This is a genomic window from uncultured Thiothrix sp., from assembly GCF_937876535.1.
GTDB lineage: Bacteria > Pseudomonadota > Gammaproteobacteria > Thiotrichales > Thiotrichaceae > Thiolinea.
Genome location: NZ_CALFHZ010000020.1, coordinates 511934 through 526749 on the forward strand (window position 1 = coordinate 511934; position 14816 = coordinate 526749).

At 45.4% G+C, this 14816-nt stretch carries 12 protein-coding genes; 9 read left to right on the forward strand and 3 right to left on the reverse strand.

The window, feature by feature from the left end:
* Positions 1-36: 36 nt before the first annotated feature.
* Complete coding sequence (xerD, locus tag Q0230_RS14300) at positions 37-975, forward strand: site-specific tyrosine recombinase XerD (protein WP_298610842.1); 939 nt, start codon at positions 37-39, stop codon at positions 973-975.
* A 123-nt stretch (positions 976-1098) separates the two neighbouring features.
* On the forward strand, positions 1099-1941 hold the full coding sequence (locus tag Q0230_RS14305) for a DsbC family protein (protein ID WP_298610843.1): 843 nt from the start codon (positions 1099-1101) through the stop codon (positions 1939-1941).
* 51 nt (positions 1942-1992) lie between these two features.
* Here the strand turns inward: Q0230_RS14305 and Q0230_RS14310 are convergent, their stop codons facing one another.
* Positions 1993-2694 carry a pirin family protein gene (locus Q0230_RS14310; RefSeq protein ID WP_298610844.1) on the reverse strand — a complete coding sequence of 234 codons (702 nt, stop codon included), beginning with the start codon at positions 2692-2694 and terminating at the stop codon, positions 1993-1995.
* A 106-nt stretch (positions 2695-2800) separates the two neighbouring features.
* Here Q0230_RS14310 and Q0230_RS14315 point away from each other — a divergent pair, with 106 nt between their 5' ends.
* Positions 2801-3682 carry a LysR family transcriptional regulator gene (locus tag Q0230_RS14315; RefSeq protein ID WP_298610845.1) on the forward strand — a complete coding sequence of 294 codons (882 nt, stop codon included), beginning with the start codon at positions 2801-2803 and terminating at the stop codon, positions 3680-3682.
* A gap of 42 nt (positions 3683-3724) precedes the next feature.
* Entirely contained in the window at positions 3725-4834 is a 1110-nt protein-coding gene (aroC, locus tag Q0230_RS14320) for a chorismate synthase (protein ID WP_298610846.1), read from the forward strand.
* Positions 4835-4874: 40 nt separating this feature from the next.
* Here the strand turns inward: aroC and Q0230_RS14325 are convergent, their stop codons facing one another.
* The gene (locus Q0230_RS14325; protein ID WP_298610847.1) at positions 4875-7619 is read right to left on the reverse strand and encodes a hypothetical protein; all 2745 of its coding nucleotides are present in this window, start codon (positions 7617-7619) and stop codon (positions 4875-4877) included.
* 257 nt (positions 7620-7876) lie between these two features.
* Here Q0230_RS14325 and Q0230_RS14330 point away from each other — a divergent pair, with 257 nt between their 5' ends.
* The 3 genes from Q0230_RS14330 to kefC are packed head-to-tail and all read left to right on the forward strand — an operon-like array spanning position 7877 to position 11711.
* Entirely contained in the window at positions 7877-9229 is a 1353-nt protein-coding gene (locus Q0230_RS14330; RefSeq protein WP_298610848.1) for an MATE family efflux transporter, read from the forward strand.
* A 16-nt stretch (positions 9230-9245) separates the two neighbouring features.
* Positions 9246-9836: an NAD(P)H-dependent oxidoreductase gene (locus Q0230_RS14335; RefSeq protein WP_298610849.1), complete on the forward strand. Its 591-nt coding sequence runs from the start codon at positions 9246-9248 to the stop codon at positions 9834-9836.
* 9 nt (positions 9837-9845) lie between these two features.
* Complete coding sequence (kefC, locus tag Q0230_RS14340; RefSeq protein ID WP_298610850.1) at positions 9846-11711, forward strand: glutathione-regulated potassium-efflux system protein KefC; 1866 nt, start codon at positions 9846-9848, stop codon at positions 11709-11711.
* Here the strand turns inward: kefC and Q0230_RS14345 are convergent.
* Entirely contained in the window at positions 11708-12571 is an 864-nt protein-coding gene (locus Q0230_RS14345) for a pirin family protein (protein WP_298610851.1), read from the reverse strand. The genes kefC and Q0230_RS14345 overlap by 4 nt on opposite strands.
* 386 nt (positions 12572-12957) lie before the next feature.
* Here Q0230_RS14345 and Q0230_RS14350 point away from each other — a divergent pair, with 386 nt between their 5' ends.
* Together Q0230_RS14350 and Q0230_RS14355 are read left to right on the forward strand one after the other, a co-directional pair.
* A complete protein-coding gene (locus tag Q0230_RS14350; protein WP_298610852.1) occupies positions 12958-13692 on the forward strand; it encodes a pyridoxine 5'-phosphate synthase in 735 nt (244 codons plus the stop codon).
* Positions 13693-13740: 48 nt separating this feature from the next.
* Positions 13741-14646, forward strand: coding sequence for a thermonuclease family protein (locus Q0230_RS14355; protein WP_298610853.1), 906 nt, complete (start codon positions 13741-13743; stop codon positions 14644-14646).
* The last annotated feature ends 170 nt before the right edge of the window (positions 14647-14816 follow it).

Here is a 14816-nt window from a genome sequence, read left to right on the forward strand (position 1 = left end):
ACATAGCATGGAATGCCCCTGTAATCTATCAAGACAATGAATATCCTAAAAAAATCCCGGACGATTGAAACTGAGTTCCCTTGCCATGAAACCGAACTATTGGATCGCTTTTTGGATGCTTTCTGGGCAGAGCGGGGGGCGGCGAAGAATACGTTGGATGCTTATCGCAGTGATTTATTGGGTTTGTGTAGTTGGTTAGGCTCTGAAGGGAAAGCTTTGGAAACAGCTAGCCGGAATGATTTGCTCGATTATTTAGCTGAGTTATTTCGAGCAGGCGCTAAGCCGTCGAGTTCTGCGCGTTTATTGTCGGGGATGCGGCGTTTTTATCGTTATCTGTTGCGTGAAGGTGTTATTCAAGTTGATCCTACCGGCAATATTGAAGCACCGCGTCCGCAGCGTTTGTTGCCTGATTCTTTATCGGAAGCGGATGTAGAACAGTTATTACAAGCACCAAATGTTAATTCAGCTATTGGTTTGCGCGACCGTGCTATGTTGGAGTTATTATATGCAACGGGTTTGCGCGTTTCAGAGCTGACAGGGTTAACTCAAGGGCAGTTGTCTCTGCATCATGGGGTAGTGCGGATTTTAGGTAAAGGTGGTAAAGAGCGCTTAGTACCTTTAGGCGAAGAGGCACAAGATTGGGTCGGGCGCTATTTACAAATTTCCCGCCCGGAGTTGATGCAAGGCCATGCCGTCTGTGCTCAAGTGTTTGTGACAGGTCGTGGGGCGGGTATGACACGTCAAGCATTTTGGTATCTCATTAAACGCTATGCTGCAGAAGCTGGGATTAGTAAGCCACTTTCACCGCATACTTTACGCCATGCCTTTGCGACGCATTTATTGAATCATGGTGCGGATTTACGGGTAGTACAAATGTTGTTAGGGCATAGCGATATGTCCACCACCCAGATTTATACCCATGTGGCGAAAGCACGCTTACAAGATTTGCATCGCCAGCACCATCCACGGGGTTAGAACTTTTTGGTATTGAGGGGTTCAAACTAGCATGATCCTTAAGGTCAATAGGCTTTGAAAGTGTCTTATGCTATGTTGAAGTGACTGCTCTTTTAATTTTACTGATGGAAAGAAACGAAAGTGATGAATAAAAAAACAATGCTAAGTGCCTTATTAGCAAGCTTATTAATGGTGGGCTTAGCAAACGCAGAAGATAAAGCAGCAGTTGCTCCGGCAGCTAGCACCGAAACTACGACAGTGGTTGCACCCGCAGCTCCAGTACCCGCTGCGACTGAAGCTGCAAAAGCGCCTACTGATGCTACAGTAGATACCGCTTTATTAAATGAAAAGCTCAAACCTTTATTCGGTGGTGTGCCTGATTCGATTAAACCAACGCCTGTCACTGGTGTGTATGAAGCTAAATTTGGCACTGAACTGATTTACGTTTCAGCGGATGGCCGTTATTTCTTTAGTGGTGATTTGATTGATGGCTCCAGCCGTACCAATCTGTCTGAGCAATCACGCACCGTTGAGCGCAAAGACATGTTATCTAAAGTTGAAGATAAAGATGCCGTGATCTTTAAGGCGAAAGGTGAGCAAAAGCATCTGTTAACCGTGTTTACCGATGTAGATTGTGGCTATTGCATAAAATTGCACAAAGAGGTTAATCAACTGAATGAAGCAGGTGTGAGTGTGCGTTATTTAGCTTACCCACGTGCAGGTATTGGTTCAGAAAGCTATAAAAAAATCGTGAATGTTTGGTGTGCAGATAACAAACAAGATGCACTAACCAAATCAAAAGCGGGCGAAACGATTGCCTCGAAAGAGTGCGAAAATCCAGTTGCTAAAGAATTTGAATTAGGCCAAAAACTCGGTGTAAATGGTACTCCAGCCTTATTTACTGAAGATGGCACGATGATTCCGGGTTATCGCCCTGCTGATCAATTAGTGAAAATTCTCGATGATATGAAAACTAAGGTGAACTAAGTTTTCTTAAGCTTCTGTAAAAAAAAGGGGCAATTGCTGCCCCTTTTTTATTTATGCTGGTAAATCGAACAGTAAGACTTCCGCTGCCTCTTTCCCTGTTAACTTAAACTCAGAACCTACACTAAGCGAAGCTCCATCGCCTGCTGCTAACGTTTCACCCTCTAGTTCGACTGAGCCATTAGCTACAAAAAAATAGCCTAAGCGATTAGCCGCTAGGCTGTAGCTACGCTCGACTGCCTTGCCGAGCACTGTGGCATAGAGTAGGGCTTCGGTATTTGTTGCTAAAGAACCTTCCGCTCCGGTTGGAGAGACTAATAAACGCCAAGCACTCGCTTTGTCTGCTTCACTAAAATAGGCTTGTGCATAGCTGGGCTGGAGATTGCGGTGGGTTGGTAATAACCAAATCTGCAAGAAGTGTGTGCCTTCAGTGGCAGAAGGGTTATATTCGGAGTGCGTAACCCCCGTGCCCGCCGACATCCGTTGTACATCACCTTTGCGAATCACACTACCATTACCCATGCTGTCGCGGTGGGCTAATTCACCTTCCAACACATAACTGACGATTTCCATATTGTTATGCGGATGAGTAGGGAAGCCGGCTCCAGCGCTAACACGATCATCATTAATCACCCGCAAGACGGAAATACCCATGTGCTTAGGGTCGTAATAGTCACCGAAGGAAAAGCTATGTTGGCTATCCAACCAATTATTTTTAAACCGTCCACGTTCGGCAGCTTTGCGAATCTGTAACATTAGTAGTTCTCCTAACTGTTTTGTATGGGTATTAGTTTATCTTTGACTTTAAGTTAGAGTAACTGCTATTAACTCAGGTGTCAGGTAACGCATAGTTGAGAATCCCATGAGTCATTTTGATGATTTATTTTGGTTAGTTGAGGTGGTAGAGGCCGGTACTTTGAGTGCAGCGGCTGAAAAGCATAATGTCACCAGTGCAGCCGTAAGTAAGCGTTTGCGCTTATTGGAGGAGCGTTTAGGTGTAAAATTATTGGTGCGTACTACTCGCCATTTACGCACCACGGAAGCGGGCGCGCTTTACTATCAACGTGGTAAAGCCTTGCTGGACGAATTCAATGAGTTAGAAGAAAACATCGCCTCCACCAGTGAGCGCTTATGTGGCAGTATTCGGATTAATGCTCCCTTATCGTTCGGGATGCGGGCTTTAATGGAGCCAATTCATGAGTTTATGCAGCTCTATCCGCAGTTGCATATCACTTTGCATTTAGATGATCGCTTTATTGATATTCTGAATAGCGATTATGATTTAGTGATTCGGGTGGGTAATTTGGAAGACTCCTCCCTCGTGGCACAGCGGATTGCAAATGTACGTTTACTCTGTTGTGCCGCACCTAGTTATTTAGCGAAGCATGGCACGCCACAAACACCACATGATTTGCTCAAACATAATTGTTTGGTTTATCAACATAGTATGCCGATGCATATTTGGGAATTTCGGCAAGACGGCGAAGCGTTGCGTATTCCAGTGCATGGCAATTTAGTGGCGAATAATGGAGACATTCTGAATCAAGCTGCGGTACTTGGGCAGGGGATTGTTTATCAGCCTGAATTTATTGCCCATGCGACATTAGCAAGTGGTGCATTGGTGGAGGTTTTGCGGGATTATGCAGCCTATTATGTCAGTGCTTATGCAATGTATCCGACACGGCATTTTCTACCGATGAAAATTCGCCGCTTTATTGAGTTTTTACAGCAACGGCTAGCCTAAGCCTATTTCGAGTATGAATAGAGACTGTTAGAATCGCGCGCTATGTCAGGAAATACTATTGGAACATTATTCACCGTTACGAGTTTCGGTGAAAGTCACGGCCCCGCAATCGGTTGTATTGTGGACGGCTGCCCGCCCGGAATGGCGCTTAGCGAAGCTGATATTCAGCTCGATTTAGATCGGCGTAAGCCTGGTCAAAGTCGGCATACGACCCAGCGCCGCGAGCCGGATGAAGTGCAAATTCTCTCCGGAGTGTTTGAGGGTAAAACCACCGGCACACCCATTGCGCTTATTATTCACAATACCGATCAGCGCTCGAAAGATTATTCGGATATTCTCGACCGCTTCCGTCCGGGACATGCCGATTATACTTATTACAAAAAGTATGGCTTCCGTGATTATCGGGGTGGCGGGCGCTCGTCTGCGCGTGAAACCGCGATGCGCGTAGCAGCGGGTGCGATTGCAAAGAAATATCTGAGTGAGCGTTATAGCGTGAAAATTCGCGGCTATCTCTCGCAACTTGGGCCAATTGTGGCTGAACAGCTCGATTGGGAAGTGATTGAAACCAATCCTTTCTTCTGCCCGGATGCGAGTAAAGTGGCGGAAATGGAAGCCTATATGGATGCCTTACGCAAAGAGGGCAATTCGATTGGCGCGAAGATCACTACCGTTGCGACAGGTTTACCACCGGGTTGGGGTGAGCCAATTTTTGATCGGATGGATGCGGAAATCGCTTATGCGATGATGAGCATTAATGCGGCTAAAGGGGTGGAGATTGGGGCTGGTTTTGCTTGTGTCACCCAAAAAGGTACTGAGCATCGCGACGAGATGACTATGCAAGGTTTCACCCAAAACCAAGCGGGTGGGATTTTAGGTGGTATTACTTCGGGGCAAGATATTATTGTCCACACTGCGTTTAAACCCACTTCCAGCATGCGGCTGCCAGGGCAAACCGTGAACCTGCAAGGTGAGCTGGTCGAGGTGATTACCAAAGGCCGCCATGATCCTTGTGTAGGAATTCGTGCCACGCCAATTTGTGAGGCTATGTTGGCTTTAGTGCTGATGGATCATGCTTTACGCCATCGTGCGCAGAATTTGGATGTGGTCACGGAGTTAGCGGATATTCCGGCGCAAGCTCCACTATCTAAATAAGCTAAATATTGATTAGGCTCTAGTGAACTAGAGCCTACAGTTAATCCCGCAGCATCTCCAAATCATCCGCTAATTTCTTCGTTCCCTCACTGGTATTATCGCTTATCCATAGTTCCCGTGGTGGCTCATCCTCTGTCAGGCGCATGAGGTGAAAGTACAGCTGGTCGTCTGCAACTTTGACCAAATCTACATATTCTTTAGCAGCGAATTGTTTAATTAAACGCGCTTCCTTGGCTTCATCGGCTAGCCACCACAGCTTGGCTTCCGACTCTTGGCTTAAGATAAATAACCCATTGGAGGCCGCTAATAGGCTAGTTTGTTGAGGTAAAGTTGGAGTTTGAACTTCGACGAGTTGTTTATTCGTCCAATCAATGCGCGACACTTGATAATTTAAAGGATCGTCTGTTTTTTGGGTCAGCAGATAAGTCTTGTTAGCGGTCGCAAACAGCGTGTTATTCAGTACATTTGGTACTGGCTCGAAACTATCTTTTAGAACGAGCTTAGCACCATCTTTGGTCTGTAAATGGAGGCTATAAGCAGTTGTTGCTGAGTTATTGAGTGTTCGATTCGGTTCTAAGATATAGAGCAAGCCCTGTTCCGTTTCGAGTAGCGTAGCTAAGCGGCGTTTATCTTCGGTTTCTTTTAATACTGGCAGAAATTTCTCTGCTGGTGCTTGCCATAATTCAAGCGTCCAAGTACCAGCTGTATCCGGTGGGAAGTAAGCGGCATAAACGCCTTGGCTGCTCGGAAATATCCAGCTATAGCCAGTGGGAAAGGTTTTAATGCGCTTCAGTTGACCCGCTTTAATTTGCCAAAGTGAATTGATTTTCTCCGCATTTTCAGTGAGAAAATACAGGGTATCTCTAAATTTAATAGCAGATTGCGCATTAAAGGAAAAAGTCTCATCCTTGGGTAGTTCGGTAATTTCTCGCAGAGTAGCGGGGTCTGATTCAGTCGCCCATAAACGCGAATTCAGCACAAAATACCAAGTGGAGCCGAGTTGCTGTACTTGCCTTAAATCAGCACTGGCAGCGCTGGGATTAATATCCTTGAGCACTTTGCTTTGCTTAACTTCGCTACTAAGTAGCCAAGGCTCTTTGCCCGCTTGTAGATCGTTTTCTGCCAAAATCCAACTGGTTTGCTGACCCGCTAAAGGCAAAATTTCAGTTAAACCACCCACTGGCCAAGGTGTTGGTTCCCAATGAGCGCGAAGCGGATCATCCCCTAAGGCTTTAGTGCCTGCCAACGTACCATCGGTTTGCCAACGTTGTTTGCCACTGAGAAAATACACAAATTGGCTTTGATCGTTGGGTGCGGGTGGCAAGAGTTGTGGATCATCGAACTCACCTAAAAGTACAGGCTTTTCGGGTTGTTCTGGTATTAAGCTCCACAACTGCGAGCGATTCCGATCTTTCGGTGAAAAGGTCGGGAAAATTAATTTATCAGTCCGCAACACATAAGGAGTCGGGCGTGCAGGCCATGAGTCACCTGCACCGCCTGCATACTGCCCATCTTTCATGCTTAAGATATTTTTCGTACCAGTGACTGTGCCATCGGTAAGCCAGAGTGCAGAAGGGCGAATCCCATCGCTTTGCATAAAATACAGGTGATCCGCAAAACTAAATAATAGCGGTGGTGCTTGATATTCATTATTTGGATTCGGCAGACTCACTAAACGCTCAGTGCCTTTAGCGGTAAAATCAGTTACCCATAATTCTTCAAAGGTTGGCTCGCCGATCACAGAGAACCATACATACAGTTTGCTGTTAAAGAATACCGCTTTGCTAGTATTGATACTGCGTGCTCCATGCTCAGCAGCTGGCAAATGGAGAATTAAACTTGCTTGTTTCGTTTTGAGGTCAAATTGCCAAAGTTCAGGCTGCTGATCAGTTTCATTGGTTTTCACCCAAAGCACTTTATCTTCATTCGCCGCGACGGTATTAAAACTCAGGGCAGTTTGCTCAGGAAAGCGTGTCAGGCGCTCACTGCTGTTGCCATCCACTTGCCAGAGTGAATAAGCTATTTTCCCTTCCGGTGAGTTGGCACGTTTATCTGCTGCAATGAAGAAGAGCTTACCTTGATTATTGAGTGGTTCTAGCGCATAGGCCAGTAAATTATTGTAATCCTTAGGCTCTTCGCTCGCATCGACGGCTAATTGAGTGCCTGTGGTACTGCCATCCGTTTTCCAAAGTTCTAAGCCATGTACACCATCATTGACCCAAAAAAAGGCCTGTTCGCTTAAGCTATAAAAGACAGGTGAAGACAGATTCAAGGATTGAGCGCTGGAGCGTGGAAATTGAGCTAAAGCCTGAGTGTTTTCGCTGCTGCCATCGGTACTATACAGGGTGAGTTGGTCTGCGGTTTGCCCCCAAAATAACAGTCGATCTTTTAGCTTAAGGCTGGTTTGGGTATAAAGTTCGCGCATTTTGGCTAAGCCACTTGCTTTACCGGGTATCAGGTCTTTGAGCAATTGTGTGCCCTCAAGACTGCCATCGGTGCGCCAGATCTCTTGACCAGTTTCGGGGGTGAAAGCCGCAAAGATTCCATAGTGCCTGATGCTGCCAAGTGGATAAAAATTAGAATCAGCATTTGGCGTTTTAGTCAGATAACTAAAAACTTTAGTTTGCTCAGGTGTGTGATCAGTTTGCCAAAGTTGTGTACCTAACTCTTGGCTTTTACCCACAAATAAGTTCAGTGGAGTGGGTGGCACTTCTGCAAGGCTTAGTATTGAATAGCTGGCTAAGCTTAAGGCTACACCAGTGAGGTAGAAACTCCGTAAGCGCATCAGTCGATCCTCAAATTTTTATTCGATAACTTCCTAAGCCTAGTTGATGAGCTGTTGTTTGCTAGGCAGTTGTTAGATTAAGTGTAGAAATTTTGAGTACTTAGGCAGAAAGTAGTTCAATCGCTCGTAAGAATAAACTAGACGCTAGAGTACCTATAATCCATCAGGCTATTCACTGCTTTTGAGCGCTTGCACTACACTCAAGCCTTTCTTCATGCGGCTGTAAAGCTTAAGCTCTAGTACATAGGTTTCTTCTTATGCTTAAACGCGATCTGACGATCGGCGATGAAAAACAGATTCTAATTAGTCAGTCTATTCCCATGTTATGGGGGCTGCTGGCTGTAATGAGTGTGACTATTGTAGATACTTTTTATTTAGGTCTATTGGGCACTCATGCTTTAGCAGCGATGGGATTTATCTTTCCCGTTGTTATGTTTATGAATAGTTTAGCTTTCGGGATAGGTACGGGTGCCTCCTCAGTCATTGCTCGCGCAATTGGCAGTAAACAAGAGGATTGGGTAAGGAATTACAGTACCCAGTCGATAGTGCTGGCCGTATTAGTCTCAATAGTGTTTGCAATAATTGGCTTATTAACCGTCGATCCTTTATTTAAACTTTTAGGTGCACCCGCTGAGCTGCTGCCTTATATCCATGATTACATTGATATTTGGTATTGGGGCTGTTTTATGATTGTTGTGCCAATGGTTGGGAATGCAGGGATTCGTGCTGCCGGTAATACTAAATTACCTAGTTATATTATGACGAGTATTGCAGTCATTAATCTGATGGTAGCACCGGTACTAATTTTTGGTTTATTAGGCTTTCCGCGTTTAGAGCTAAAAGGTGCGGCGCTTGCTGGGATTATTGCTTATTTCGGCGCTTTGGTAGCAGCTCTCTATGTACTCTATTTCAAATTGCATTTTATTTCTTTTCAGGCTTTGACCCAAGATATAGGACAAAGCTGGAAAGGTATTCTGCGTATTGCCGTGCCTGCAGCAGGTACTAATCTGATTGCACCGATTTCTACAGGTTTGACGACCGGCTTAGTCGCTGCTTATGGCAGTGAGGCAGTGGCAGGTTATAGTGTGGCTTCGCGCATTGAAATGTTTGGTTTAATGCTGGTCATGGCCTTGGCTTCTACCTTAGCCCCTTTTGCAGGGCAAAACTGGGGTGCGAAAAAATTTGAACGTTTACAACGAGCCTTAAATCTTAGCTTCTATTTTGTGTGGGGTTTAGGCCTAGCCATGTCAGTACTTTTTTGGCTGGTTGCACAGCCATTGACGCATATTTTCACGACCCATACAGCAGCAGTTCAAGCCTCAGTGACTTATTTGCATATGGTACCGATGACTTATGCTTTTCTTAGTACAGTAATGATTGTCAGTAGTGTCGCTAATGGTATCGGCCAGCCTATGCCTGCTTTGCTAATGACAGTAGCACGTTTACTGGTGATTTATTTGCCCTTGGCTTGGTTATTATCGAAAATTTGGGGCTTGAATGGCATTTACCTTGCCACTGCAATCGCAAATCTAATCGTTGGTTTGGGCGCTTGGTATTGGAGTACACATACCTGTAAGCGTGGCTCTGCCCCCATCACGGTTCCTGCTTAATCAAAGAGTAGCGAGTTTGAATAATCGAATTTTAATTCTATTTGCGCATCCGGCTTTGGAGCGCTCACGGGTACACTATCGGCTGCTCAAAGCTGCACAAACAGTTGAGGGAGTTACTTGTCACGATCTTTATCAGCTCTATCCTGATTTTCTGATCAATGTGGATCGGGAACAAGAGTTATTGACTCAGCATGAGATTATTCTGTTTCAATACCCGCTGTATTGGTATAGCTCGCCAGCCATTTTAAAAGAATGGCAGGATTTAGTTTTAGAGTACGGTTTTGCCTATGGTCAACAAGGCTCAGCTTTAAGAGGCAAGCTGTTTGCTAATGTGATCAGTGCGGGTGGTAGTCGGGCAGCTTATCAAGCGGATGGGGAAAATCATTTTACTATCCGTGAGCTATTACGTCCCTTTGAGCAAACCGCTAATTTGTGCGGGATGATTTATGTTCCCCCTTTTGTCATTCATGATGCGAATGACCTTAGCCAAGCTGAAATTGATGCTACCGCCAGTGAGTATCAACAACTGCTTAGCCAGCTTCATGCACAACATCTATCTGTGCCCGCTTTAACGCGCTTGCACTATCTCAATGAATTAATCGCTTAAGGGAACATTATGGCGCTATTACAAGAGGCGTTTCTATTTCTTGCTGCTGGTGTGGTGGCTGTACCGCTGGCTAGCCGTTTAGGTTTGGGTTCAGTTTTAGGCTATTTAATTGCGGGTGTGATGATTGGCCCTTTTGTCTTAGGGTTTGTGGGGGATACTGAGCATATTATGCATTTTGCCGAATTTGGCGTAGTCATGATGCTCTTTTTGATTGGCCTTGAATTGCAGCCCCCGGTTTTATGGCAATTACGTAAACCTATTTTGGGGATGGGTGGCTTGCAGGTGATAGTCACCACCTTAATTATTGCTGGCATAGCCATGCTGTTTGGTTTTTCATGGCAAATGGGTATCGCAATAGGTTTAATTTTATCCTCATCTTCCACCGCTATTGCTTTACAGATTCTTGGCGAAAAGAACTTAATGCAGACCGAAGGCGGTAAAGGCAGCTTTGCTGTTTTGTTGTTTCAGGATATTGCCGTTATTCCAATTATTGCCATTTTACCCTTGCTAACTTCCCAAGGTAGCGAACCAATTCAAGTCGCTACCGCCAATAGTAGCTATCTGGATTCACTACCTGATTGGCAACAAGCTTTAGTTGTTATTGGGGCGATCATTAGTCTGATTCTGATTGGTCGCTATTTACTACGCCCCGTATTTCGCTTTATTGCCGAAAGCCATTTACGTGAAATGTTTACCGCTACAGCTTTAATGTTGGTAGTAGGTACTGCCTTGCTGATGAATATGGTCGGTTTATCTCCAGCTTTAGGCGCTTTTATTGCCGGAGTTGTCTTAGCTAATAATGAATATCGGCATGAGTTAGAGGCGAATATCGACCCTTTCAAAGCCTTATTATTAGGCTTATTTTTCATGTCAGTAGGGGCTTCGATTGATTTCAATTTACTTCTAAAGCATCCGCTGATGGTAAGCTTAGTGGTGTTGGGCTTGGTTGCAGTCAAGTTTGTGATTCTTTGGGGCTTAGCTAAGATATTTAACATTCAAGGTGGTTATCGTTATTGGTTTGCCTTTGCGTTGGCACAAGGTGGCGAGTTTGGGTTTGTTTTGCTCTCTTTTAGCTTACAAAACCAAGTGTTACCCGCAGAAATCGTGGATGTGTTGACTGCTGCGATTGCTTTGTCGATGGTGCTAACCCCAGTGCTGATTTTATTCAATGAGCGTCTGGTTCAGCCATTGTTTGAGAGTGGTGAAGAAGAAGCTTACGAAGAGCCAATGGACAAGCAGCATAATCCTGTAATTGTCGCTGGTTTCGGACGTTTTGGGCAAATCGTCTCACGTTTACTCATTGCGAATGGTGTGCAAGTTACCGTATTAGATCATAGCGCAACCCATATTGAGCGCGTGCGGCGTTTTGGTTTTAAGATTTTTTATGGGGATGCCAGTCGTGATGATTTATTGCATACCGCTGGAGCAGCTAAAGCTAAATTATTAGTCATTGCGGTCGATGATCGGGCAACTATCACTAAAATTGTTGAAACTTCTAAGCGGCATTTTCCGAATTTGAAACTATATGTACGTGCTTATGATGTAGTGCATTATCATGAATTACAGCGCTTAGGGGTTGACTATATCGAGCGTGAGTTATTTTTAGGCTCTTTACATCTAGGCGAAATGGTGTTGCAGGAATTAGGGATGCGCGCCTATCAAGCTCGCCGCAAAGCTCAGCAATTTGCTAAACATGATCAAGACACCACTAAACGCTTAAGTAGTTTTGAGCTAGGTTCGAAGAAATATATTTCTATTTCTCAACAGGCACGTGAAGAGGTTTTAGAATTACTTCAAGCTGACCGCATTAACCGTGATCAGCAAGAGCAAGATAATGCTTGGAATGCGGAGGAGCGTACGCAACGCCACCCTTAAGAGGCGGGTAAGGGAATGAACTCTTGTTCGTCCCCTGGAACGAGTGGAAAGCTTTGATTTTTCCACTCAAGTTTGGCTTCCTCAATCCGCTCTTTGCGGCTGGATACAAAATTCCACCACATATAACGCTTACCCAAAGGCTCACCACCCATTAGCGCGATCCGGCTATCACTTTGGGCGATGAGTTCGCCTTGATAGGGTGAATCTAAAACGGCTAGGGTATAAGTATGCAAATTCTGCTCGCCTAGTTGAAGCTGCCCAGAAGCGATATAAATCCCTAATTCAGGCACGCCCTCAGGTAAAACTAAGCGTTGCCCCGCTTTGAGATCGGCTTCTGCATAAAGAGTGGGTGACAGTGTTTTAACCGGTGAACTAACCCCATAAGCGGTGCCGATTAATACGCGCACCGGCACACCTTGTAAGGTGAGGGCTGGCAAGCTAGCTGAAGGATAATGGATAAATTCCGGCTCCACTTCTTCGGATGCTTCTGGTAAAGCAAGCCATAGTTGTAAACCATGTAACTCACGTGTTTGCTGTTTGGTTGCTGCGGTTTCGCGTTCTGAATGGACAATGCCGCGTCCGGCAATCATTAGATTCAAATCGCCGGGGCGAATCGCTTGCAGACTACCTAAAGAGTCCCGATGTAGAATTTCACCGGCGAATAAATAAGTAACTGTGGCTAAATTAATATGTGGATGCGGACGTACATTGATACCTTCACCGGGCGTGAATTGTGCAGGCCCCATATGATCAAAGAAAACCCAAGGTCCTACTGCACGTTGGGCTTGGTGGGGTAATAAACGGCGCACAGAAAAGCCGCCTAAATCTTGAGTATGTCCGGTGAGTAGCTTAAGCATCATAAGCCTCCTAGCTTGAGTGATCTCAGGGTATCAGCGCATAAATTGGGGTGGGATGCAATAAGATCGGAGAAAACTTAGTGTATTCTGGGGTTATACTCGTTTTTGACAGCTCAGCTTTAAGGTATTAGGCTAAGTAGAGCTTCTATTTTTAGGAATACTTGGGGTGTTCATGGGTGTTTGTGTATCAACTGTGACACAAAAAGGTCAAGTGGCTATCCTGAAAAATAGGCGCGACAGCTGCTTGATTGGGCAGAGCGCAATAGCTTCAGGTTGTGAATATATTTTAACCTTTGATAAAACAGCTGCTAAAGCATCTGCGTTTAAAAACCTGTAAATTTTGGAATACAGAACCATAATCTGCTCAAAACTCAAGAGAAACCACCCCCATGACTAAGCTCAGTGTCAACCTCAATAAAATCGCTCTACTACGCAATTCACGTGGGCGGGATTTCCCGAATGTGGTGGAGTTTGCCAAGAAATTCATCGCTCTCGGTGTACAAGGTATTACAGTGCATCCGCGCCAAGATGAGCGGCATATCACCCGCCAAGATGCTTATGATTTGGCACAGTTATTACCTTATGATGGAGCCATTGAGTTTAATATCGAAGGCTATCCGTCAGAAGATTTCCTGCAGTTAGTGGAAAAAACTAAGCCTGCGCAATGCACGCTGGTACCCGATGCACCCGATCAACTGACCTCCGATCATGGTTGGAATGTGAAGCAGCATGGCAAACAGTTGAAGGCAATCTGTAGTCGCCTGCAAGCGCAAGGGATTCGTACCTCGATTTTTCTTGACCCAAGCCTTGAGCAAATTGAGTTTGTACCTGCTACTGGTGCAGAGCGGATTGAGCTTTATACTGAGTCCTATGCTGCGCACTATGGCACAACTCAAGCAGATGCAATTTGGCAAAGCTATGCCGCGACTGCGCAACGTGCGCAAGCATTAGGGATTGCAGTCAATGCAGGCCATGATTTGGATTTGCAGAATTTGGCGCGCTTTTTACAGATTAAAGCTATTCAAGAAGTGTCGATTGGGCATGCGCTGATGGTGGAGTGTATTGAGCAAGGGATGCCAGCAGTAGTGAAACAATATTTGCAGATTTGCAGCGAATCAGCCTGAAACTAAGCTATACCTAGTAGAGACATTCATTAGCAAAGGGGGCTGCTTATGGTCGACCCGATTCAAATTTTCTGGACACCTGTTGGAGATAATTTACCCGATTTAGGGGCACGTGCTTTGGTGGATGTCTCTGATGGTGATACTCCGAATATTCGTATGCCGATTCGCATGTTGTCAGTGGATACGCCAGAGGTTACTGCACATTCTGAAGAAGGGGCGCGCAAACTAGATGCGGCGTTTGTGCAGCTTGCGCAATGGATTCACCAAGATAAAGCGCCAGTGAGTAAGGTGTTTGCTGACTATATTTTGCCTAAACTGGAAAGTGGTAGCGCGGGTAGTTTGCAATATCAGCAAGGTAAAGCTGCCAGCGCTTTTGCCAAGCAAAATATTGAAAAGCGTTTAACGCGCGAGACTGGCTCAAAGCGCAATTTATTTATCCGTACTGCTGACCAGCCCTTCGATCCCAACCACCGTTTGCTCGCTTATATAGCACCCAATTATTCAGTGAAAGAACTAGCAAGTTTGAGTCGCTTGGAGCGCTCAACCTTTAATTTAGATTTAATTGCTCAAGGCTGGGCTAGTCCGTTTATTATTTTCCCCAATATTCCGGGCGAATTAGATTTGCCGCTGTATTTGCATTTAGCCGTGGATGCTTTCGATTCGAAAAAGGGCATTTGGGCGGATGCACTCACCATGCCTGCCTATGAATACCGGATGTGCGAAAAGTTGTATGCAATTAGCAAAGATTTAGTGGAGGGCAAACCCTTGCGCCTTGCGGAGCGTTATGGTTGGCGTTCGCGTTATTGTGCAGATATGCGTACCCGTTTGCTGTATGGCCCTGAGCAGTATATGGCTGTGCCACCGCCCTATCGCTTGTGGATTTGGCCAAATGAGGTGCAAAAAGCGGTTAGTATGCTCAATTTGCTGCCATCGGCGGGGTTGTTGGAGCTTTAGTGAGAGGGTGCCTGATGAGCTCGAAATCACTTTTCGCTTCTTGCAAGGATAAGCCCGGATTTACCTGGCGATATTCTTTGATGGGTTGTGGGTCATGTATTTAATCAGTTGAAGTAGTGTCTGGAAATAGACTCACCGATGACTTTATCATGCACCTCGACGGACTTAGA